A 17,390-nucleotide genomic window follows, 5' to 3' on the forward strand; every position below is an offset into this window, starting at 1 on the left:
GGAATTGTTGCTGTGAGCAACAGTGGGATAGGAACGCGGGACTTCCCTATGCGCTTGGCAACACTGCGGAAACGTGGCGATGGAGGACGGTATTGATGGCAAGCGGCCCGGGCGCTCATTCGCTGGCACCTTCAGCCGGTGATCGCAGGACGGTTTTGGAGGCGGCCCGAACGCTGAAGATGGCCCGCTCCACTCACGCCTATGTCCGCGGCAACACCGTCAAGTTCTACGAATGGCTCGCTGCGTCCTCGGCGGCGAAGCGGCTGCCGCAGGGTCCGGCAATCTGGATCTGTGGCGACTGCCACCTCGGTAACCTCGGTCCGCTGAGCGACGGCGAGGGTAACGTGGAGATCCAGATCCGCGATCTCGATCAGACGGTAATCGGCAATCCTGCGCACGATCTCATCCGACTTGGCCTCTCGCTCGCGACGGCAGCGCGCGGTTCGGACCTGCCGGGCGTGACGACGGCTCGAATGGTTGAGGAGATGATCGACGGCTACGAGCATGCACTTGCAGATCGCGAGGAGGAATACCTCGGCCGCGAGCCAGAGGTCGTTCGCGTGGTCAAGCGGCGCGCCCTCGGCCGACGGTGGCGCCATCTCGCGAAGGAGCGGATCGACGGACCCGAGCCGACCATCCCCATCGGCAAGAAGTTCTGGCCGTTGGAACCTGCGGAGCGATCAGCGCTGGTCGAGCTTTTCTCTGATCCGGACGTCAAACACGCCATCCTATCGTTGGACGGCAGGGACCGCGCTCGCGAACTGCGTCTGGTCGATGCCGCCTATTGGATGAAGGGCTGCAGCTCGCTCGGGCTGCTCCGCTATGCGGGAATCATCGCTATAAAGGGGGCAAAGGGCCGCGAGAGCTTCGCGCTGGTCGACATCAAGGAGGCGATTGCCGCTGCAGCCCCGATCGCACCGCAGGCCGTGATGCCGGCGGACCCGGCCGAGCGCGTCGTCGCCGGTGCCCGCGCGCTGTCGCCGCATCTCGGCGAGCGCACGATTGCGGCTCGCCTCCTCGGCAAGTCGGTCTTTATCCGAGAGTTGGCTCCGCAGGACATGAAGCTGGAGGTCGAGCAGTTCACTGAGAGCCAGGCGGTGAAGGCCGCGCGGTACCTCGCCTTCATCGTGGGCAAGGCGCACGCGCGACAGATGGACAGAGGGCAGCGCAATTCGTGGCGGCGAACACTTCTCGACCACCACGGATCAGGGATCGATGCCCCCACGTGGCTCTGGCAGGCCGTAGTCGATCTTTCAGGCTCGCACGAAGCTGGATACCTCGAGCATTGCCGTCGGTACGCCTTGCAGCGCGTAGCCTAGTCTGGGCTTTGACCGCGGGCTTCGCGACGGATCGGACGACGCTCTGCGAGGTCGTTCCGGATAGTCGTTGCCGCGACACCGCCTTCGCCCATCGCGTGACTGATCTGGTCGAGGCCGAAGACGACGTCGCCAGCCGCGTAAAGACCTGGAATGTCGGTGCGCTGGTGCCGATCGACCACCATGCAGCCGTCATCGCTCATCTCGACACCGAGAGGCTTCGCAAGGTCGGAGTGGATCCGAGAACCGAGCGCCGGATAGGCCGTAGCGAAGTGTCGTCGTCCCGACGGCACTTCCAGCACGATGTCGTCGTCGCCGATCTCGATGTTGACGCATGGCCCGTCGACGATATCGACGCCGGCGTCCCGGAGCGTCTGTCGCTGGTCGGCATTCAAATCATGGGGTCCGCTCGGAGCGATCAGCGTTACGTCGGCGGTATAGCTTCGTAGGAAGTTCGCCTCGCGCGATCCGTGCTCGCCGGTCCCAATGACCGCGACGCGCTGGTCAGTCACCTCGAAGCCATCGCAGATCGGGCAGTAGCGCAGCAGACCGCGGCTCAACGCCGCATCATGGTCGTTAAGATCCATCTCCGGCCGGTTGTTCGCCGCGCCAGTGGCCAGCAGGACGGCGCAACATCGGTAGCCCGAACCCGCCGCCCAGACGACGAAGCCGTCGCCATCCCGCTCTATCGCGGTCGCCTCGCCAATCTCGTTTATGGCACCATAGTTCACAGCCTGCGTCCTCATCCGCTCGACCAGATCCGCCCCTGTGATCCCGTCCGGAAAACCAGAGTGATTGCGCGTTCTTGGTATCGAATTGGCTCGGCCGCCGCCGCGGTCGATCACCGTTACGCCAAGGTGGAACCGGGCAAGGTAGATGGCGGCGGTCAGTCCTGCAGGTCCACCGCCGATGACGACGACGTCCGTGAACACTTCTTCGCGTCCGGCAGTATTCTCTCGACTCGTGGATGGCAGGCCCGCGCTAAAACTCCGAGATCATTCGGTCTCCATGTTTCGGTTGCCGGCCGGATTCTCGTCATGAGCTCGTACACGATCTCGCGCATGATGCGGCAGCAGGCACGTAGCAGAACCTGATCTATGTCAGTGCGAAGGCCGCCGGGCAGAAGTGGGGCTCGGGTGATGCTTGAAACGGATGTCTCCTTTACTGCCCTGGCTGAACGAGGTGCGTCGATCCCGAAGCAGAAGAGCTAGGCTAACATGCGGGACCGGAGAACTTGCCTCCTGAGTCGTTCCCAAACCCTGCCGGGAGCGCGAGGCAGTATAGTGCATGAGAGCGGCTCTGGCCGCGAAGTGAACTCAGCCGAGCCCAAACCAACCGTCGCACTCAGAGCGCCGCGGGAAGACCGCGGCACTCAGAGCGCCGCGGGAAGACCGCGTTGCTCTTGGCAATCTCGCACGAAGCCGCTCTCGGCTTGGCTTCGCACGGATTCGGGTGACAGGATGGCCGCGAGACGGCTCGCCAGGTCGGTCTGCCTGAACGGCTTCTCAAGGCGCGGCAATTCTGCGTCGATGCCGATCGCATCGGAGTAGCCCGAGACGATGAGGACCGGCAGTTCGGGATGCTCGCGCGCGGCCCTCCGCGCGAGCTCAACGCCAGTCATCTGCGGCATGAGGTGATCGGTTATGAGCACATCGATCCTCGGGCGGTCGTGAAGATGTCGGAGCGCCTCGGCTCCCGAACTCGCCTCGATCACCTCGAAGCCGATCTCCATGAGCATGGCGGCGGTCGTTGCGCGGACCAGCTCCTCATCATCGACCAGGAGGGCGATCCCGGCGATGGGTGTCTCGTTGTCGACATATGGCGGCGTGCGAACCGCCGTGTCGGCGCTGATGGGCAGCCAGAGGCTGACACGTGTGCCCTCTCCGAGGGCGCTCTCGATCGTGAGCGCGCCGCCCAGTTGGGAAGCGAGGCCATGCGCCATCGACAGACCGAGGCCGGTCCCTTGGCCGACCCCCTTTGTCGAGTAGAACGGCTCGACGGCGCGACGGCGGGTTTCCTCGCTCATGCCTGAGCCGGTGTCCGTCACGGCGATGACGACGTAGTTGCCCGCCGTCACCTCGGTGTGACTGGCGCCCGGTGTGCGGAGCCGCGCCGATAGCGTCAGCTTTCCCCCTCCGGCCATCGCGTCGCGGGCGTTGAGTGAGAGGTTGAGGATCGCCATCTCAACCTGATGCGCGTCCGCGACGGCAAGCGGCAGACCATCGGCCACATCGATGTTTAGCGTGACCTGCTGACCCAGCGTGGTCCCGACAAGCTCACGCATGCCCATTATCAGTGCCGAAGCGTCGACAGGCTCGGCCTTGAGCGGCTGACGTCGGGCGAATGCGAGTAGCCGTTGTACGAGCGTTTTCGCGCGTTCGGCCGACTGGATGGCACCACCGATCAGCCGCTGCTCGCGCTCGCCGCCCACCTGCCGGCGCTGCAGCATGTCGAGACTCCCGATGATCGGGGTGAGGAGATTGTTGAAGTCGTGCGCGACGCCGCCGGTCAGCTGGCCCATGGCCTCTAGTTTCTGGGCCTGCCGAAGCGCCGTCTGCGCAGCAACAAGCTCGCGGGTGCGCTCGTCGACGAGATGCTCCAACGTCGCAGCCGAGCTCTGGAGCGCCACCTCCATCCGCTTGCGGTCCGTTATGTCGATCGAGAGGCCGTCGAGCGACTTGGGCGAGCCGTCGGCGTTGTAGGAGGGCTGCGCCCGAATGCCGATCCAACGGGTCTCGCCGGTGGGCGTGATCAACCGGTATTCGATGTCGTAGTCACCGCCGGACTGGATGCTTGCGGTGATCGCATCTTCCACTCGCACGCTGTCGTCTGGATGGATCGCCGCGCGAAGCTCGGCGTAGCTGAATGGCTGCGAGACGTCGCGACCGAAGTTCGCGCGGCACATGGATGATGTCTCGAGCTCACCGGTCTTGATGTCGAACGACCACATGCCGAGGCGGCCTGCCTTGATCATCAGGTTACGCTGTCGCCCGCTATCCTCCGCGAGGCGGAGCAGCCGGGCATTGTCGAGCGAGATCGCCGCCAGCCTGGCAAGGCTTTCGAGCCGTCTCACGGTCTCCGGCACGTGTGGCCTCACGTCCGACCAGTAGGCTCCCAACGCCGCGACGGCGGTGGGACGCCCGATCGGCGCCATCAGAAGGCTGCGCACGAACGTGGGGGCGTATGTCTCCTGAGGCACGCGGGGATCATCGCGGACGTCCGATATGGCGACGGTCTCGAGGTGCTGCATCGCCCAGCCCGAGATGCAGCTGTTCTCGTCGAAGCGACTACCGGACCACAATGGCGCGATTGCGTCCTCGGCGACGTAGAAGCAACGGCCCTCATCACGCAGGACGATCGCGATCCCTTCGGCGCCGACGACGTCGCGAGCGGTCGTACGTAGGATCTCTACGATCTCGTCCATGGAATGCGCTGCGGCGAGTCGCTCGCTGGCGTCGATCAGAAGCGATTGGGCACTGCGAGGCTCTTCAGTCCCGGATCCTGGCACGTTGAGCAAGGCGATCTCCAATTTGCCGTCTTTAGCACCTTTGACCTTAACAACAGCATCTTATCGGAAGGCCGTGGCGGTTTCGGCGCGCATGCGCGATTGTGCCGAAGATCCGGCCGGTCAGCCCGCAGCGCCTGTCGCGAGCGGGTTTCGGGGTCAGGCTTAAGCCAACAACGACGCGGACCGGATCTCGGACCCGCGACATTGCAGGCCTTCCAGCAGATCGTGAACGCCGCGCTCCTAGTTGTTCAGGATTGAACGCCCGCGCGCCGAAGGGCTTCGGAACGTCACCGACCAGCGCTGCTGCTCCATTTCCGCGATGCTGTGCTCCCACTCGTGCCTTGCGTCGCCAGCGAGGTGATACGCGGCCCTTGGTTCGAGGGGGATCGTAATTCGATCGAAACCGCCCTCGGAGCGGCGGCGGCGGAAGCGCATTTCCGCCGGGGCACCGAGGGAGAGCCCTATCACATGCTCATAGATCGGCCTGTCCCGGTGCCAACCGATGCCGGCACCGGGATCGTATCTGATCAGCAAGGCCTGCACGAACTGCTCGGCACCGATGCCGGCAAAATCAGCCATGCGCCGCCTTATCGGCAGCAGCCAATCCGGGATCGGCGCGGCGCGCGCCACCTCCCGCGTGTCGAAATCGTAGTTCCAGCCGAACGGGTGCGTGACGCGCTTTCCCGTCCACCCCTGGAAGCGGAAAGGCGCCAGGTCGGTCGCATCAATGGCTTCTATCAGCGAAGCCTCCTCGTCCGGGCTGACTATGGCGTCCCTGGACGTGAGGCCGGGGATCAGCGGACTGTTGAACAGATCGAGCATTGTCTCGTTCAGATAGGTGCTCCCTACGTTCAAGCCGAGTGCAGCGGCGTTGGCGAGGGGGCAGCCGGTGTCGCCTGCTCGGGTTCGCCGAACAGCGGCAGGTTTCGAGGCTCGGGTCTCATCGACCTGTCGAAATTCGATACGGTGACGCCGACCAGCCTGATCCCTTTCTCCGTCGGTAGAACGGATCGGATGAGGGCGAGGCTCGCGTCCCGCAGCGCCTGCTGGGTATCGACTGCCGAGGCCTGGCTTCGGCTCCTCGTGATGTTCTGGAAGTCGCCGTACTTCACCTTCACTGTCACGGTGCGCCCGAACTCGCCGGCCCGCTCGCACCATCCCCAGACGTCGTCCGCCTGGCAGAGCACGCCGGCTTCGATGTCGGCATCCGCCAGAAGATCCTGATCGAACGTCGTCTCCGAACCCGACGACTTCCTCTCCCGGTTCGGGTTCACAGGACGCTCGTCGACCCCCCGCGCGATGCAGTAATACCATTCCGCCGAGCTCCCGAAGTTGGCCTGCAGGAACTCGATCGACTTGGCGCGGAGGTCGGCGCCCGTCTTGATGCCGAGGCGCAGCATCTTGGCGGCGGTGACCGGGCCTACGCCGTGGAAGCGCGACACCGGCAGTGTCTCCACCCAGGCCGCTCCCATGTCGGGCGTGACGGCGAATTGGCCGTTGGGCTTGCGCTGGTCCGAGGCGAGCTTCGCCAGGAACTTGTTGTAGGAGATGCCTGCGGAAGCGGTGAGGCCGGTTACCTCCAGGATCCGAGCTCGGATCTCCTTGGCAGTGATCCAAGCCGTCGGCAGGCCGCGGCGGTTCTCCGTCACGTCGAGATACGCCTCGTCCAGCGACAATGGCTGAATGAGATCGGTGTACTCGGCGAAGATCGCATGGATCTGGCGGGAGACCGACTTGTAGACGTCGAATCGCGGAGGAACTAACGCGAGTTCCGGGCAGCGACGAAGAGCAGTCACCGACGGGAGCGCCGACTTCACGCCATGCGCCCTGGCTTCGTAGCTTGCCGCTGCCACCACGCCCCTCGCCGCGGCGTAGCCTACGGCAACCGGACGACCCCGCAGTGTCGGGTCGTCTCGCTGCTCGACCGACGCGTAGAACGCGTCCATGTCGACGTGGATGATCTTCCGGGTTTCCGGTTCGGCCATGCGTCAGCCATAGCGTCGGCCGAACAGACTGTGAACAGATTTCCAGTTGCCGGCCGTCTCGGCACCAAGAGCGGGCCACGCTGCGATCAGGATAGACGCGACCGTAGGTCGTCCTCAGCAACGATCTCGATCGACGCTCCGCCCTGCAACGAGCTCTTCGGCGCGGCGGTAGGCGGGACTCGCATGCGCGAAGCGGCCGAAGGGCTGGTCAACGCTGACGACGAGCATCGTCGTGGTCGTCCCCACGGAGGAGACCACGCGCGCGCCGAGACTTGCCAGCCAAGTCGCAAGAGGTCCGTCCCGGGGGGCTCCCAGGATGGCGGCCCGCTGGCCCTTGAGGGGGCCTTCCGCTGCCGGCTTCGGTGCGGGAGCGGATCTGGAATTCGTCGGCGTTAGCCAGCCTGCGAGGGAGATGCCGGTGTGTTCAATGGCCCGTACGATCACCATGCCGGCGGGCGCGGGCGTCGCTCAGTGCATCGTGATGCTTGTGCCGAATGCCGAGGAAGCGTGAAAGGACGTTCAGTCGGTGACTTGGCAGATCTGGCCAAGCCCTCTTCGCGACGCGGACGCTGTCGAGCCAGGTCGTCTTGATGTCAGTCCGCTCGTGGATCCGGCAGGCCGCCGAGAGCGCTCCCTTGTCGAAGAAGGAGTGCGCCACGGTGATGCGACCGGCGAGGTGCCCGTCGATTATCGAATGGATGTGGCCGAAGCTCGGCATGCCGGCGACATGGTCCGAGCTGATCCCGTGAATGCGGGTGTTGAACGAGGAGAACTCGTCACATGGGTCGACGAGGGTCTCGTAGGCGAAAACCTCGCTGCCCGATCGGAACCCGACGATGCCGACCTGACAGATGCTACTGACGCGCGAGCAGGCTGTCTCGACGTCGATGACGACGAAGTCGGGCACTGCGTCCTGTTGCTGCGTCATGGGGTCGGTTAGGCGCCCACGCCGACAAGCGGCCCGGTGCCGTTGAACTTGCCGGCCTGATAGTCGCGTATCGCCTCGCCGATCTCCTCGCTGGTGTTCATGACGAAGGGTCCGTGCGCCACGACCGGCTCGCCGATGGGGTCCGCATGGCCGAAGAGCAGCACCGTGTCGGTCGATGCTCCGATCGAGATCTTGTCTCCGTCCGGGTTCATCGTGACGAGGTTCCACTGATCGACGACGACGCCGGCCACAGCGAGCCTGCCCGAGACGACGTAGAGGAGGACGCTGCGGTCGCGTGGCGCCGGCAATTCCATCCGTCCGCCGGATGCCAGCCTCAGCGTCGTCATGAAGACGCCCGTGAGCGGGTGGATTGGCCCGACCACCTCCCCGAACCCTCCGGCGATCAGACTTAGGGTGCCCTTGCCGTCGGCGACCGAGACCTGTGGGATATCCGCCTGCTGGAGCCCGGTATAGGCGGGCGCGTTCATCTTCAGCCGTCCGGGGAGATTGACCCAGAGCTGCAGGATCTCGAGCGGCCCTCCGGTCCGCTTGAACGACGGCGGCGAAACCTCGGCGTGGATGAGCCCCGAACCCGCGGTCATCCACTGGACGCCGCCGGCCTCGATGACGCTCTCGTGTCCGCCGGTGTCGTGGTGGGCCAGATTGCCCTCGAGGATGAACGTGACCGTCTCGAAGCCTCGATGCGGGTGGGGTCCGAACGGTAGGCCGTTGTTGCCGGGCTGGTAGGTCTGCGGCCCGTGGTGGTTCAGGAAGAGGAACGGGTCGACCTGGTCAAGACCCGGGGCCGGAACCGGCCTGCGGGTCGTCAGGTCGGAGATGTCGTCACGGTGTGCGGGCTGGACGCGGGCTACGCTTCGGGAGGTCATTTTCGCCCCTTAACCCGTGTCCCTGACCACCGATACGATGATCGTGGTGGCTCGGTAAGACCACGGTTGGGCTTCAATGCTCCGGGATTGCTGGACCGGTCTCGCAGCGGTAGTTCGCGGTCGAAACAAGCCGATAGCGTCGATGGAACGAGACCAAGCATACTATTACGAGCGTGCCGAAGCCGAGCTGAGACTTGCCCAGCAGGCGACGGAGCCGGCGGTGGTGAAGGCCCACTATCAGCTCGCCGGCTACTACCTCGACCGGGTGTATGGCGGCGGGGACCACTCCCGGCTTTCGATCGAAGAATGCGTGGATGGTCCCGTGGATGAGGAACTTCGGGAAAGGGCGGACCGCTTGGCGAGCCGGCTGCGCGCCGCAGGCGTGATTATCGTCCGGTCTCCCGCCGATCGCTGACGACCATCGGCAGGTGGTGTCAGCTAGCGACGTCGGGTTCCAGCAAGGCGTCTCCCAGGAAGCAGGTGAGCGTCGCCCACGAAAGCCGGTGAGCGGCGGGATCGTAGGCCATGCGCTCGTCGCTCAGCCCGTCGACGGCATGGTTGGTGTAGCTGTGCAGCGCGCGTCCATGCACGAGGAGATGCCAGTCGGCGCCGGCTTCCGTCATCTCCCGCTGGAAGGCGGCCACGTCCTCTGACGGGACAAGCGGGTCCCGTGCTCCCGTTGCGGCAAGAATTCTCGCGTGAACATCGCCGGGACGCGCAGGCGCGGCTGTGGTGAGGAGGCCGTGGAAGCTCGCGACCGCCCGCACGGGAGCCCCGCTCCGGGCAAGCTCCAGCACCGTCATGCCACCAAAGCAGAACCCGATGGCGGCGAGCCGACCAGGGTCGACATCAGGGCGTTGCGAGAACGCGTCGAACGCCGCCCGCACGCGCCGACGGAGAAGGTCGGGATCCGTTCGGAAGGCGGTCAGCGCATCGGCCATTTCCGCACCATCCAGTACTCGACCTCCGCCATGCATATCGGCGGCGGCGACGAGATAGCCGAGGCCGGCCAGCCTCCCGCTATGCTCACGGACGTTCCCGCCGATGCCGTCGGCCTCGTGGACGACGAGGACGAATGCACCGTTCGGCGTTGCCGTAGGCTGGAAAAGCTCCCCGCGAAGCTCCAAGTCTCCATCGCTGTAGATCCAAGGTTGCGCGGACATATTTGCCTTTCGGTTGGAGGACCCTGGTCAGCCGCTCCCGAGTCCTCCTGAACGCTCCCTTCGGGATAGCTTTCCCGGATCGCATTCGATTGGACCTCCGTCCCTGCCCGATTATTGTGCCTTCTGAAGACGACCTCGAAACCACGCCGATGGCCAAGACCTCCGTTGGACGGCATTCAGATGGTGACGGCGTGAGGGGAAATGCGCGTACGAACGTTGCGAACCGTGATGCCAGCGAGGGGGCGGCGAAGAAGAAGCAGCCGCAGGGGAAGTCCCGACGGGCCGACTAGGTCATCGACGCGCGAAGACCAAGAGAAGCGACGGGGCCATCGGATCTCGATGAAAACCGCCCGGCCATCCTGTGGCGCTGCTCGCCCCGGCCTTAATTCGGCCTGACGCGGCGAACCCGGTAGGGTCCGGTACGTGCTGGCAGGTCATGCCCCTTCCAGGAGATCCGGACTAAGCCACGCGCCAGAAGATCGTCGATGGCGGCGTGTACTGCCGGCATTTCCCTGCGCCAGGAATGCGCGTCTTTCCCATCGCTTTTCTCAGCGACCGCACGCGCCACCTCGCTTGGACAGATCGTGGCGTTCACCGCCCGGTTGGCGAGCAGGGCCAACGTAAACTCGCGCGCATCCGCCATGACTAGAAAATTGCGATCAGCGAGAGGCCGGCGATCATCAGCGCACCGCCGGTGATGCGTCCCCACCCGGCACGATGGACATCGAAACCCAGTAAGCCAAAGTGATCGAGCAGCAGGCCGGTGACTACCTCGGCGGTCACGACCGATGCCATGAAGAGGCCAGCCCCGAGCTTGGGCGCGGCGTAGACGGTTCCGAGTACGAAGCCGACGCCCAGCAGTCCTCCAGCCCATGCCCACCACGGCGCCGTCGCCGCCGCACTGGCAGCAGGCAACCGCTCTCCGGACGTCAGGACCACCGCGACGGATGTGATGGCCGTCACTACGGCTACGATCGCCGCAGCCCAGAGCGGCGCATCGAGCGCCTTCTGTAGCGATTGGTTCGATCCGGACTGGAAGGCACTGGCCATGCCCGCACTAAGGGCGATGAATATGAAGACGATCTGCATCGCCGACGAACGCTAGGCAGTCACGATGAGGTCCCACTTTGTCAGCGCGCCACCGGCACTCGTATCCAAAGCCGTCCTCTTATTGAAGCCGGGTTCATGAATGTCCGCCGCAAGCGCCGCATGGTCGATTGGCTCGACATACACTCTGACCTGCTCCCCGGAAATCATGCCATTGGTAGGTTAGCTCGTCAGATGGAGACGAGCGATGCGTCGAGGCCGTTTTACCGAGGACCAGATTATTGGCGTGCTGCGTGAGCACGAGGCGGGCGTGAAGACCGCCGAGCTATGCCGGAAGCATGGCATCAGCGATGCGACGTTCTACAACTGGAAGGCGAAGTACGGCGGCATGACCGTGTCGGAGGCGGCGCGGTTGCGCACGCTCGAGGATGAGAACCGTCGGCTGAAGAAGCTGCTGGCGGAGTCGATGCTGGACGTGTCGGCGCTGAAGGATCTGCTGGGAAAAAACTGACCCGGTCTGTGGATCGCTACGCTGCGGTGGAGAAGCTGATGGCCGACCACGGCTTCTCCGAGCGTCGCGCTTGCAGACTGATCGGGGTCAACCGGTCGGCATGGCAATATGAGCCGCTTCGCGGGAAGGACGACGCTGTGCGCGAACGGATGCGCGAGATCGCCAACGAGCGTCGTCGGTTCGGTTATCGCCGGCTGGCGGTCCTGCTCCGGCGTGAAGGCAAGGGCATGAACCTGAAGAAGATGTACCGGCTGTATCGCGAGGAGCGGCTGACGGTGCGAAAGCGCGGCGGCCGAAAACGAGCGTTGGGCACGCGGGCGCCGATGGCGATTCCGCAGGAACCCAACCAGCGCTGGTCGCTCGACTTCGTGTCGGATGCATTGGCCTGCGGCCGGCGGTTCCGCCTGCTCAATGTCATCGACGACTACAGCCGGGAGTGCCTGGCCTGCATCGTCGATACCTCGCTGTCAGGGCGGCGTGTCGTGCGGGAGCTGACGGCCATCGCCGAGCGTCGTGGGCTGCCATGCATGGTGGTCAGCGACAACGGGACCGAACTGACCAGTCACGCCGTCCTCGCCTGGTGCCAGGACACGGGCGTGGAGTGGCATTACATCGCGCCGGGCAAGCCGCAGCAGAACGGCTTTGTCGAGAGCTTCAATGGTCGCTTGCGCGACGAGTGCCTGAACGAGCACCTGTTCTCCTCGCTGGCTGCGGCGAGACGGATCATCGAGGCATGGCGGACAGACTATAACACCGTGCGTCCGCACAGCAGCCTCGGCGGCATGGCGCCCGCCGAGTTTACCAACCGCCCCCGCCAGGGGCATGAGGACACCGAAGCTAACTTATCAGCGGCATGAAAACGGGGAGCAGGTCAACTCCGATGTGCCGCGAGGTAGCGATCCGCACGACGCGCTGAAGAGCAGCGGCCACCACTCCCACGGCACCAAGCGATTGACTCAAATCAATTTATTCAAACTTAAGATCGTAATTTTAGATCTGGTTTGGAGGAGAGGTCGAATGCTTCAGCTCACGTATATCAGCACCGCGACGCGACAACTTCAGGATACCGATATCAACCTCATCCTTGAGGCTTCCCGTCGCAACAACGCCCTCGTTGGGGTGACTGGACTGCTCATCTATGACGGCAAGCGGTTCCTGCAGGCACTGGAAGGCGAAGAGACCGCAGTGCACCTTACATACGATCGTATCAATCACGACCCGAGGCATCGCGGGATCGTGCTGCTAGGGTCCCGCCAGGTGGAGACCCGTTCGTTCGGCGCGTGGTCGATGGCGGCACAGAAGGTCGCTTCAGCCTTCGGTACGACCGTGCCGGAGGTAGTGGACCGGCTCACCGCTCAAGTCGAGGATGCCAACACCCGAGAGCTGTTTAGGGGCTTCGCCAGGGTGCGGGCCGCCGCTTGAGCTTCCGAATGCCAGGCAGGACCACAACTTTGGCGTTTCTCAGCGGCGGTCGTGTTATGAAATGCGCAGGACTGTTTCTAAAAGCCCCAGTTGGCCATGCATTGTCGATCAACTGCTAAGTTGGGTGGATTACAGCCCGACCGCTTTCAGGCATCGATCCCGCTTATCGACCATTCGTTCAGCTGTCGGCGTCCCGGCTCAGCTTAAACTCGCATGCCCAATCTCAGGCGAAGTCGAGCACGGTGTGCAGCACCGTTACAGGATTTAGACCTAAAGCTGCACGAGGATGGTCCGAAGCATGTGCCATGCGTCCGCGGCTGAGGGCGACGTCGGCACACCTAGTTGCGCTGCCGGCCGACCCTAGATGACGCGTCAGCGCCGGCATCCAAGCCGCCGGATTACGGTAAGCGTAGCCAAGCATGCCGACGGCAAGCTCGCGAGAATAAGGTGGGCTGCGCTCCAAAAAGCAGCCCAGCCCATCTGCCGCCATATAGCGGTTGGGGATATCGGCCGGTGTTCGCAACGGCTTCGCTTCAACGACGAATGCGGCCGCGAAGCCCGCATCAAATTTCTTCTCGAACCGGAAGTCCGCCTTGGACTTGCGGTTGCCGTGCCGCTCGTCGCCCGGGGTCGGGCATTCGTACCCGACTTGGATGCGGTCGCGGCTGCTGTCGATCGGCGCGTCGTTCCGCAATCGCTGCATGCGGTCACCAAGCCCCGACGTCAGTTCGGGCTCGGTCGGCGCAGGACCAGCGCATCCACCTAGAAACGAGGCCCATTCAGCGGGCGTGCGTAACAAGGCGTGTCCATCATCGAGCAGTTCCAAGGCGTCGTTGATAAAGTCGGCCCACAGATCGGCCTCCTGAACGGTCAGCCCTCTGTCCATCAGCCAGCGATGGAGCGAAACGCTGGCGCTCACGCGGCGTCTTGGGTGTTGTAGCCGGCCATCGCAGCGGCGGTAACGAGATCCGCGTCGGCGAACGCCCGATCAAGCGTCCAGTGCATCCACTCGCGCGGCTTGAGGAGCACGCTCGCCATCGACGCGCGCGAATGCCAGAGGTAACGGCTCTGGGCCACGCTACTGGCCCCCATGTTTCGGTACAGGTCGGCGGCCTGCGCAGCCAACTGCTCCACATCGAACCCGTCGGCGCTGGCTGCGCGGTGCTGGACCACGGCCGCGAGCAGGTCGGGGCCGACCGGCACCACCCTGGCGTCGTATCGGCCACGTCCCCCGTCGAGCTCATGCAGCACCGCATCCAGATAGGCGTCCGTTTCCGTCTCGTCGCTCTCGCGCATGGCGCCAATCGGGGTCTTGCCGTCGGCGAAACCCTCCCGGAAGGTAGTGAACTCCTCGACCAACTTCTGGTAGATGAGCGGCAACCCGAGCGCGGCGCAGAGCATCGCGTCACGCGTCGCTTCGTTGGCGGCCGCAAAGTCCTCCCAATCCGTCGCCGACAGGTCACCGAATGGCCACGGGAGATCGAGCACGGCCGACAGCTCGGTGTTGGCCCGATCGATGGTCATCCGCCGACTGTTCGTGAAGCACAGGTAACGGAATGTCTTAGTGGCCATGTAGTCCGCCAGCGCTTTCAGGAATGCAGTGTGTCGGGGCGGCAGCGGTGCCCCCGCGAGCGCCGGAAAGCATGCAACGATGAAGAAGCTCCCGGCGACCGGCAGCGCGACGAACAGCGCGGTCTCGCAGGTTCGCGGCATCAACACGACATTTCCCTGTAGGAACGGACGTGAGCTCGGGAGCGCCGCATCTATCTGGCTTTGCGGGAGCGGCACCGCATCATGGGGGTTGCCCGCCAGATCAGGTGAAAGGCCCAGCTGCCGACGCCAATAGGTGGGGCGGCGCGGATCGCTGCTAAGGACATAGCGGCGATCGAGGTTCTGATCGACCTCAATTTTGAAGTGTAGCCCGATGCTTTCGGCCAGGCGGCCGAGCGGGACGAGGCGCCCCGCGTCGATCTGGCGATCGAGCTTTGCGAGAATACGACGATCCACCGAGGAACAGGTAAACAGCCGCCGCCAGCGGGTATCGTTAAGATCGTCGACGTCCTGCCAGACGACTTGTGTCCAGTCGTGGATCAGCGTCCATAGCCGGCCGTTGCGGCTTGCCGGCTGCGTCGACCGGAGCGGGCGGTACAGCCAGAAACGGCTGCCCGGCTTGGGTTTGGCCTTGCGGAGCACGACGATCGCCGTCGATTGGCGCGCGCCGCGTTCTGACGCGCTGCCGTCACCGCCGGCGGTGCGCGCTGCGGACCGGCGAAAGAGCACGTACCGCAGGTGAGCGAGATCGGCGATGCCGATCAGTTCCGCCTTCTCACGCAACGCTAGGGTGAACTTGTCGGAGAATTTATTGACGAGGCTCTTCTGGGGGAGCAGCAGACCTATGACGCCCATGTCCGCGAGATGATCGCGGTAAGCCTTCCAGAGAAATAGTTCAGCGGCTTGCTTGTCGCCGATCGCGACCCGGTGGCGTTTGAGGTAAGCGTCGGCGTCCTCGCTGCGCAGCGTTTTCAGCTGCACCCAAGGAGGGTTCCCGACGACCAGATCGCACCGCAGATCATCGGCGACCGTCGAGAAGAAGTCACCGGCACGGATGTTGGCGGCGCGCTCGTTGGTCGCGGTCAGCATCGGCGGGAACAGCCGTGGCCGCCCGACGAGTGTCGGCCATTTGGTATAGTCGGCCGCTTCGAGCGGGTCGACATAGTCGAGCATCGTCAAGTAGAGACTGAACGCTGCGACGTGGCAGGCCGTGGCGTTAAGCTCTACGCCGAAGATGTTGTTGGTCATCAGCGTATGGAGCAATTCGAGCGGCAGACGCGTCTGCCGCTTCTTCAGCGACGCCTCGACGATGCGGCGATACGCGCCGACCAAGAAGACGCCGGACCCCATGGCCGGATCAAGGACGCGGGTAGTCGCGCCGAGCGGCTGCTCGTCTTCAAGGCGGTCGAGCGTATAATCTGCGAGAAATGGCGGGGTGTAGAAAGCGCCAAAATTCTTGCCCGCATCCTTGTCCTCGTTGCGAAGGAACATCTCGTAGATCGCCGACAGCGTCTCGGTGCGGATGCTGGCGAAATCGTAATCCAAGAAGCTGAGCTGCAAAACATCCTGCGCACCCAGCTCCGCGCCATGGCGGATGACACGCCGAAGAAGGTTGAGATGCGTTGCATCATACGCGTCGACATAAGCCGCGGGCATCGGAAAGATGCTGCCGTTGAACACCTCGTCCAGCCTGTGAAAGAGAGTTGTTGTGTCGGCGAGCGACCATTCGTCTTCACTGCCCAGCCCGATGTCCGCAAGGCCCCAAGCGTCCAGTCGCTCGCGCGTGATGAACTGACGATCGACGAGGAAGTAGAAGTAGAGGAGACGCGCGATTAGAGCATTGATGACTGCGGGTTCCAATGCCTTCCGCGCTGGAGCATCGCTCGCGAACGCGACAGACAAGGCGGCCAACGACCGAAGCAGGCGCTCGTCGACGAACTCGTCGGCCGTGCGAGCTTCGTCGCGCCAAGCCAGCGAACTGCGCAGCTTGCGCGCGGTGAGCGGCGCGAGCGCATCGTGCGCCGTCATCAATGGCGACCGCCTATCGGCGGCGAACGGGATCTCGACAGCGAAACGCTTCCAATCACGCGACGAGAAAGCGAACCCTTGGCACACCCACAGACGGTCGGGGCCGACCGCCAGCAGATAGGGTGCCAAACCTTGGCTCCAGACGCTGCGGTGGACGAGCTGCGCCTGGGCAGCGTCCTGCACTTCGGCGAGGAAGACGAGCGGCGTGAAGCGGGCGTGCTTCGGTCCTAGTAGCGCGCCCTCGCGCCCGGTCCACAGACCGAACGCGGCGCGAACCTGCATGAGCTGCGAAGCGAGCCGAAGCGCGTGCCGGTGGTTGGGCTGATCAGCGAAGTTGTCCGCCGCGACGAACCCCGGGTCCATCGCGTAGCCGAGAAGCTCTGCAAGGGTTTCAATCCGGCCGGTCATCGCTTGGCGCTCCCGACCGCTTGGGGCGCAAACGGCAGCGGGACCTGATCCTGCCCGACCTCGCCGGAGAAGGCCGCCGACCAGAGGCGTTCGATGATCGGCTGGCACGGCACCACAATGGCGGCCGCATCGACTTCCAGCCGGGTCGCTTCCACCAACCTTACGGCGTCGGCGCTTACTACCAGGCAGGAGGTACGTAGCGCTGCGATACGCTGGGCGGCGCATAGCTCGAACAGGTCGTCCCAGCGCCTGACCAAGCCGCCAACGCCGACGCCGAACGTGCCGATGATCGATGCCACCACCGCAAGCCCGACGACTTCGCCCGCGGAGAACCGGGCCTTCTTCCCGCGTTTGGCGGCCAACCTGGGCACGACCTTGCGCCAGTGCCGCCAAGCCTCCGGCGACACGTTCGCGAAGCTGCGCGCCTGCTCGCCAGTAAACTGAATGGTGTTTGCGGCCATCTTTCCTGTGGTCAGCAACAAGGAACTTTGTCCTAGACCACTCCGGTGAGTTCGCCAAGAGCCGTGGAAAGCGATGCCAGGCGGCGCGCGATCCTGGTCAACCATGCGGCGGGGTAGGCGATCGGGCGGCCCGTCCAACCCCATGATTGAACGATGGATTACAGGTGGCAGCTAA

16 protein-coding genes are annotated in these 17,390 nt (G+C 64.3%); 4 read left to right on the forward strand and 12 right to left on the reverse strand.

Annotated features, from left to right (window positions below; all coding sequences use genetic code 11):
• Positions 1-95: 95 nt before the first annotated feature.
• A complete protein-coding gene (locus tag PQ455_RS13525; protein ID WP_337958532.1) occupies positions 96-1,319 on the forward strand; it encodes a DUF2252 family protein in 1,224 nt (407 codons plus the stop codon).
• Here the strand turns inward: PQ455_RS13525 and PQ455_RS13530 are convergent.
• The 6 genes from PQ455_RS13530 to PQ455_RS13555 form a co-directional block, all read right to left on the reverse strand.
• Complete coding sequence (locus PQ455_RS13530) at positions 1,316-2,248, reverse strand: NAD(P)/FAD-dependent oxidoreductase (RefSeq protein ID WP_273686618.1); 933 nt, start codon at positions 2,246-2,248, stop codon at positions 1,316-1,318. The genes PQ455_RS13525 and PQ455_RS13530 overlap by 4 nt on opposite strands.
• 440 nt (positions 2,249-2,688) lie before the next feature.
• Positions 2,689-4,845: an ATP-binding protein gene (locus PQ455_RS13535; protein WP_273686619.1), complete on the reverse strand. Its 2,157-nt coding sequence runs from the start codon at positions 4,843-4,845 to the stop codon at positions 2,689-2,691.
• Between the two features lie 219 nt (positions 4,846-5,064).
• A complete protein-coding gene (locus PQ455_RS13540) occupies positions 5,065-5,646 on the reverse strand; it encodes an alpha-ketoglutarate-dependent dioxygenase AlkB (RefSeq protein ID WP_273686620.1) in 582 nt (193 codons plus the stop codon).
• A gap of 29 nt (positions 5,647-5,675) precedes the next feature.
• Positions 5,676-6,809: a DNA polymerase IV gene (gene dinB, locus PQ455_RS13545; protein WP_273686621.1), complete on the reverse strand. Its 1,134-nt coding sequence runs from the start codon at positions 6,807-6,809 to the stop codon at positions 5,676-5,678.
• Positions 6,810-7,233: 424 nt separating this feature from the next.
• Positions 7,234-7,737 (reverse strand): exonuclease domain-containing protein, encoded by a 504-nt coding sequence (locus PQ455_RS13550; protein ID WP_273686622.1) that lies wholly within the window; start codon positions 7,735-7,737, stop codon positions 7,234-7,236.
• An 8-nt stretch (positions 7,738-7,745) separates the two neighbouring features.
• Positions 7,746-8,624, reverse strand: coding sequence for a pirin family protein (locus PQ455_RS13555; RefSeq protein ID WP_273686623.1), 879 nt, complete (start codon positions 8,622-8,624; stop codon positions 7,746-7,748).
• Positions 8,625-8,766: 142 nt separating this feature from the next.
• Between PQ455_RS13555 and PQ455_RS13560 the strand changes: the two genes are divergently transcribed.
• Positions 8,767-9,039 (forward strand): hypothetical protein, encoded by a 273-nt coding sequence (locus PQ455_RS13560; protein ID WP_273686624.1) that lies wholly within the window; start codon positions 8,767-8,769, stop codon positions 9,037-9,039.
• A gap of 19 nt (positions 9,040-9,058) precedes the next feature.
• On the opposite strand, the gene PQ455_RS13565 is transcribed toward PQ455_RS13560, so the two are convergent.
• The 3 genes from PQ455_RS13565 to PQ455_RS13575 all read right to left on the reverse strand — a co-directional run bounded on the left by PQ455_RS13565 (position 9,059) and on the right by PQ455_RS13575 (position 10,876).
• A complete protein-coding gene (locus PQ455_RS13565) occupies positions 9,059-9,787 on the reverse strand; it encodes a dienelactone hydrolase family protein (RefSeq protein WP_273686625.1) in 729 nt (242 codons plus the stop codon).
• A 382-nt stretch (positions 9,788-10,169) separates the two neighbouring features.
• Positions 10,170-10,430 carry a DUF3253 domain-containing protein gene (locus tag PQ455_RS13570; RefSeq protein ID WP_273686626.1) on the reverse strand — a complete coding sequence of 87 codons (261 nt, stop codon included), beginning with the start codon at positions 10,428-10,430 and terminating at the stop codon, positions 10,170-10,172.
• Between the two features lie 2 nt (positions 10,431-10,432).
• A complete protein-coding gene (locus PQ455_RS13575; RefSeq protein WP_273686627.1) occupies positions 10,433-10,876 on the reverse strand; it encodes a DMT family transporter in 444 nt (147 codons plus the stop codon).
• Positions 10,877-11,081: 205 nt separating this feature from the next.
• On the opposite strand from PQ455_RS13575, the gene PQ455_RS13580 reads away from it, so the two are divergent.
• Positions 11,082-12,202, forward strand: a protein-coding gene (locus PQ455_RS13580) for an IS3 family transposase (protein WP_273686543.1) whose coding sequence is annotated in 2 segments (ribosomal slippage) — positions 11,082-11,331 and positions 11,331-12,202 — 1,122 coding nt in all. Because the reading frame shifts where the segments join, the coding sequence is not laid out codon by codon here.
• A gap of 160 nt (positions 12,203-12,362) precedes the next feature.
• Positions 12,363-12,767 carry a BLUF domain-containing protein gene (locus PQ455_RS13585; RefSeq protein WP_273686628.1) on the forward strand — a complete coding sequence of 135 codons (405 nt, stop codon included), beginning with the start codon at positions 12,363-12,365 and terminating at the stop codon, positions 12,765-12,767.
• Positions 12,768-12,990: 223 nt separating this feature from the next.
• Here the strand turns inward: PQ455_RS13585 and PQ455_RS13590 are convergent, their stop codons facing one another.
• The 3 genes from PQ455_RS13590 to PQ455_RS13600 are packed head-to-tail and all read right to left on the reverse strand — an operon-like array spanning position 12,991 to position 17,236.
• Positions 12,991-13,686 (reverse strand): hypothetical protein, encoded by a 696-nt coding sequence (locus PQ455_RS13590; RefSeq protein ID WP_273686629.1) that lies wholly within the window; start codon positions 13,684-13,686, stop codon positions 12,991-12,993.
• On the reverse strand, positions 13,683-16,754 hold the full coding sequence (locus PQ455_RS13595; RefSeq protein WP_273686630.1) for an HsdM family class I SAM-dependent methyltransferase: 3,072 nt from the start codon (positions 16,752-16,754) through the stop codon (positions 13,683-13,685). Before PQ455_RS13595 ends, PQ455_RS13590 begins: the two co-directional genes overlap by 4 nt.
• Positions 16,751-17,236 carry a hypothetical protein gene (locus tag PQ455_RS13600; protein ID WP_273686631.1) on the reverse strand — a complete coding sequence of 162 codons (486 nt, stop codon included), beginning with the start codon at positions 17,234-17,236 and terminating at the stop codon, positions 16,751-16,753. Before PQ455_RS13600 ends, PQ455_RS13595 begins: the two co-directional genes overlap by 4 nt.
• Between the last annotated feature and the right edge of the window lie 154 nt (positions 17,237-17,390).

The organism is Sphingomonas naphthae, from assembly GCF_028607085.1.
Taxonomy (GTDB): Bacteria; Pseudomonadota; Alphaproteobacteria; order Sphingomonadales; family Sphingomonadaceae; genus Sphingomonas_Q; species Sphingomonas_Q naphthae.

What these genes read in the sequence shown, in the direction of transcription:
- PQ455_RS13525 (WP_337958532.1), top strand. Translation starts at nt 96, where the DNA reads ATGGCAAGCGGCCCGGGCGCTCATTCGCTGGCACCTTCAGCCGGTGAT.
- PQ455_RS13540 (WP_273686620.1), bottom strand. Translation starts at nt 5,646, where the DNA reads ATGCTCGATCTGTTCAACAGTCCGCTGATCCCCGGCCTCACGTCCAGG.
- dinB (WP_273686621.1), bottom strand. Translation starts at nt 6,809, where the DNA reads ATGGCCGAACCGGAAACCCGGAAGATCATCCACGTCGACATGGACGCG.
- PQ455_RS13550 (WP_273686622.1), bottom strand. Translation starts at nt 7,737, where the DNA reads ATGACGCAGCAACAGGACGCAGTGCCCGACTTCGTCGTCATCGACGTC.
- PQ455_RS13555 (WP_273686623.1), bottom strand. Translation starts at nt 8,624, where the DNA reads ATGACCTCCCGAAGCGTAGCCCGCGTCCAGCCCGCACACCGTGACGAC.
- PQ455_RS13560 (WP_273686624.1), top strand. Translation starts at nt 8,767, where the DNA reads ATGGAACGAGACCAAGCATACTATTACGAGCGTGCCGAAGCCGAGCTG.
- PQ455_RS13565 (WP_273686625.1), bottom strand. Translation starts at nt 9,787, where the DNA reads ATGTCCGCGCAACCTTGGATCTACAGCGATGGAGACTTGGAGCTTCGC.
- PQ455_RS13570 (WP_273686626.1), bottom strand. Translation starts at nt 10,430, where the DNA reads ATGGCGGATGCGCGCGAGTTTACGTTGGCCCTGCTCGCCAACCGGGCG.
- PQ455_RS13575 (WP_273686627.1), bottom strand. Translation starts at nt 10,876, where the DNA reads ATGCAGATCGTCTTCATATTCATCGCCCTTAGTGCGGGCATGGCCAGT.
- PQ455_RS13585 (WP_273686628.1), top strand. Translation starts at nt 12,363, where the DNA reads ATGCTTCAGCTCACGTATATCAGCACCGCGACGCGACAACTTCAGGAT.
- PQ455_RS13595 (WP_273686630.1), bottom strand. Translation starts at nt 16,754, where the DNA reads ATGACCGGCCGGATTGAAACCCTTGCAGAGCTTCTCGGCTACGCGATG.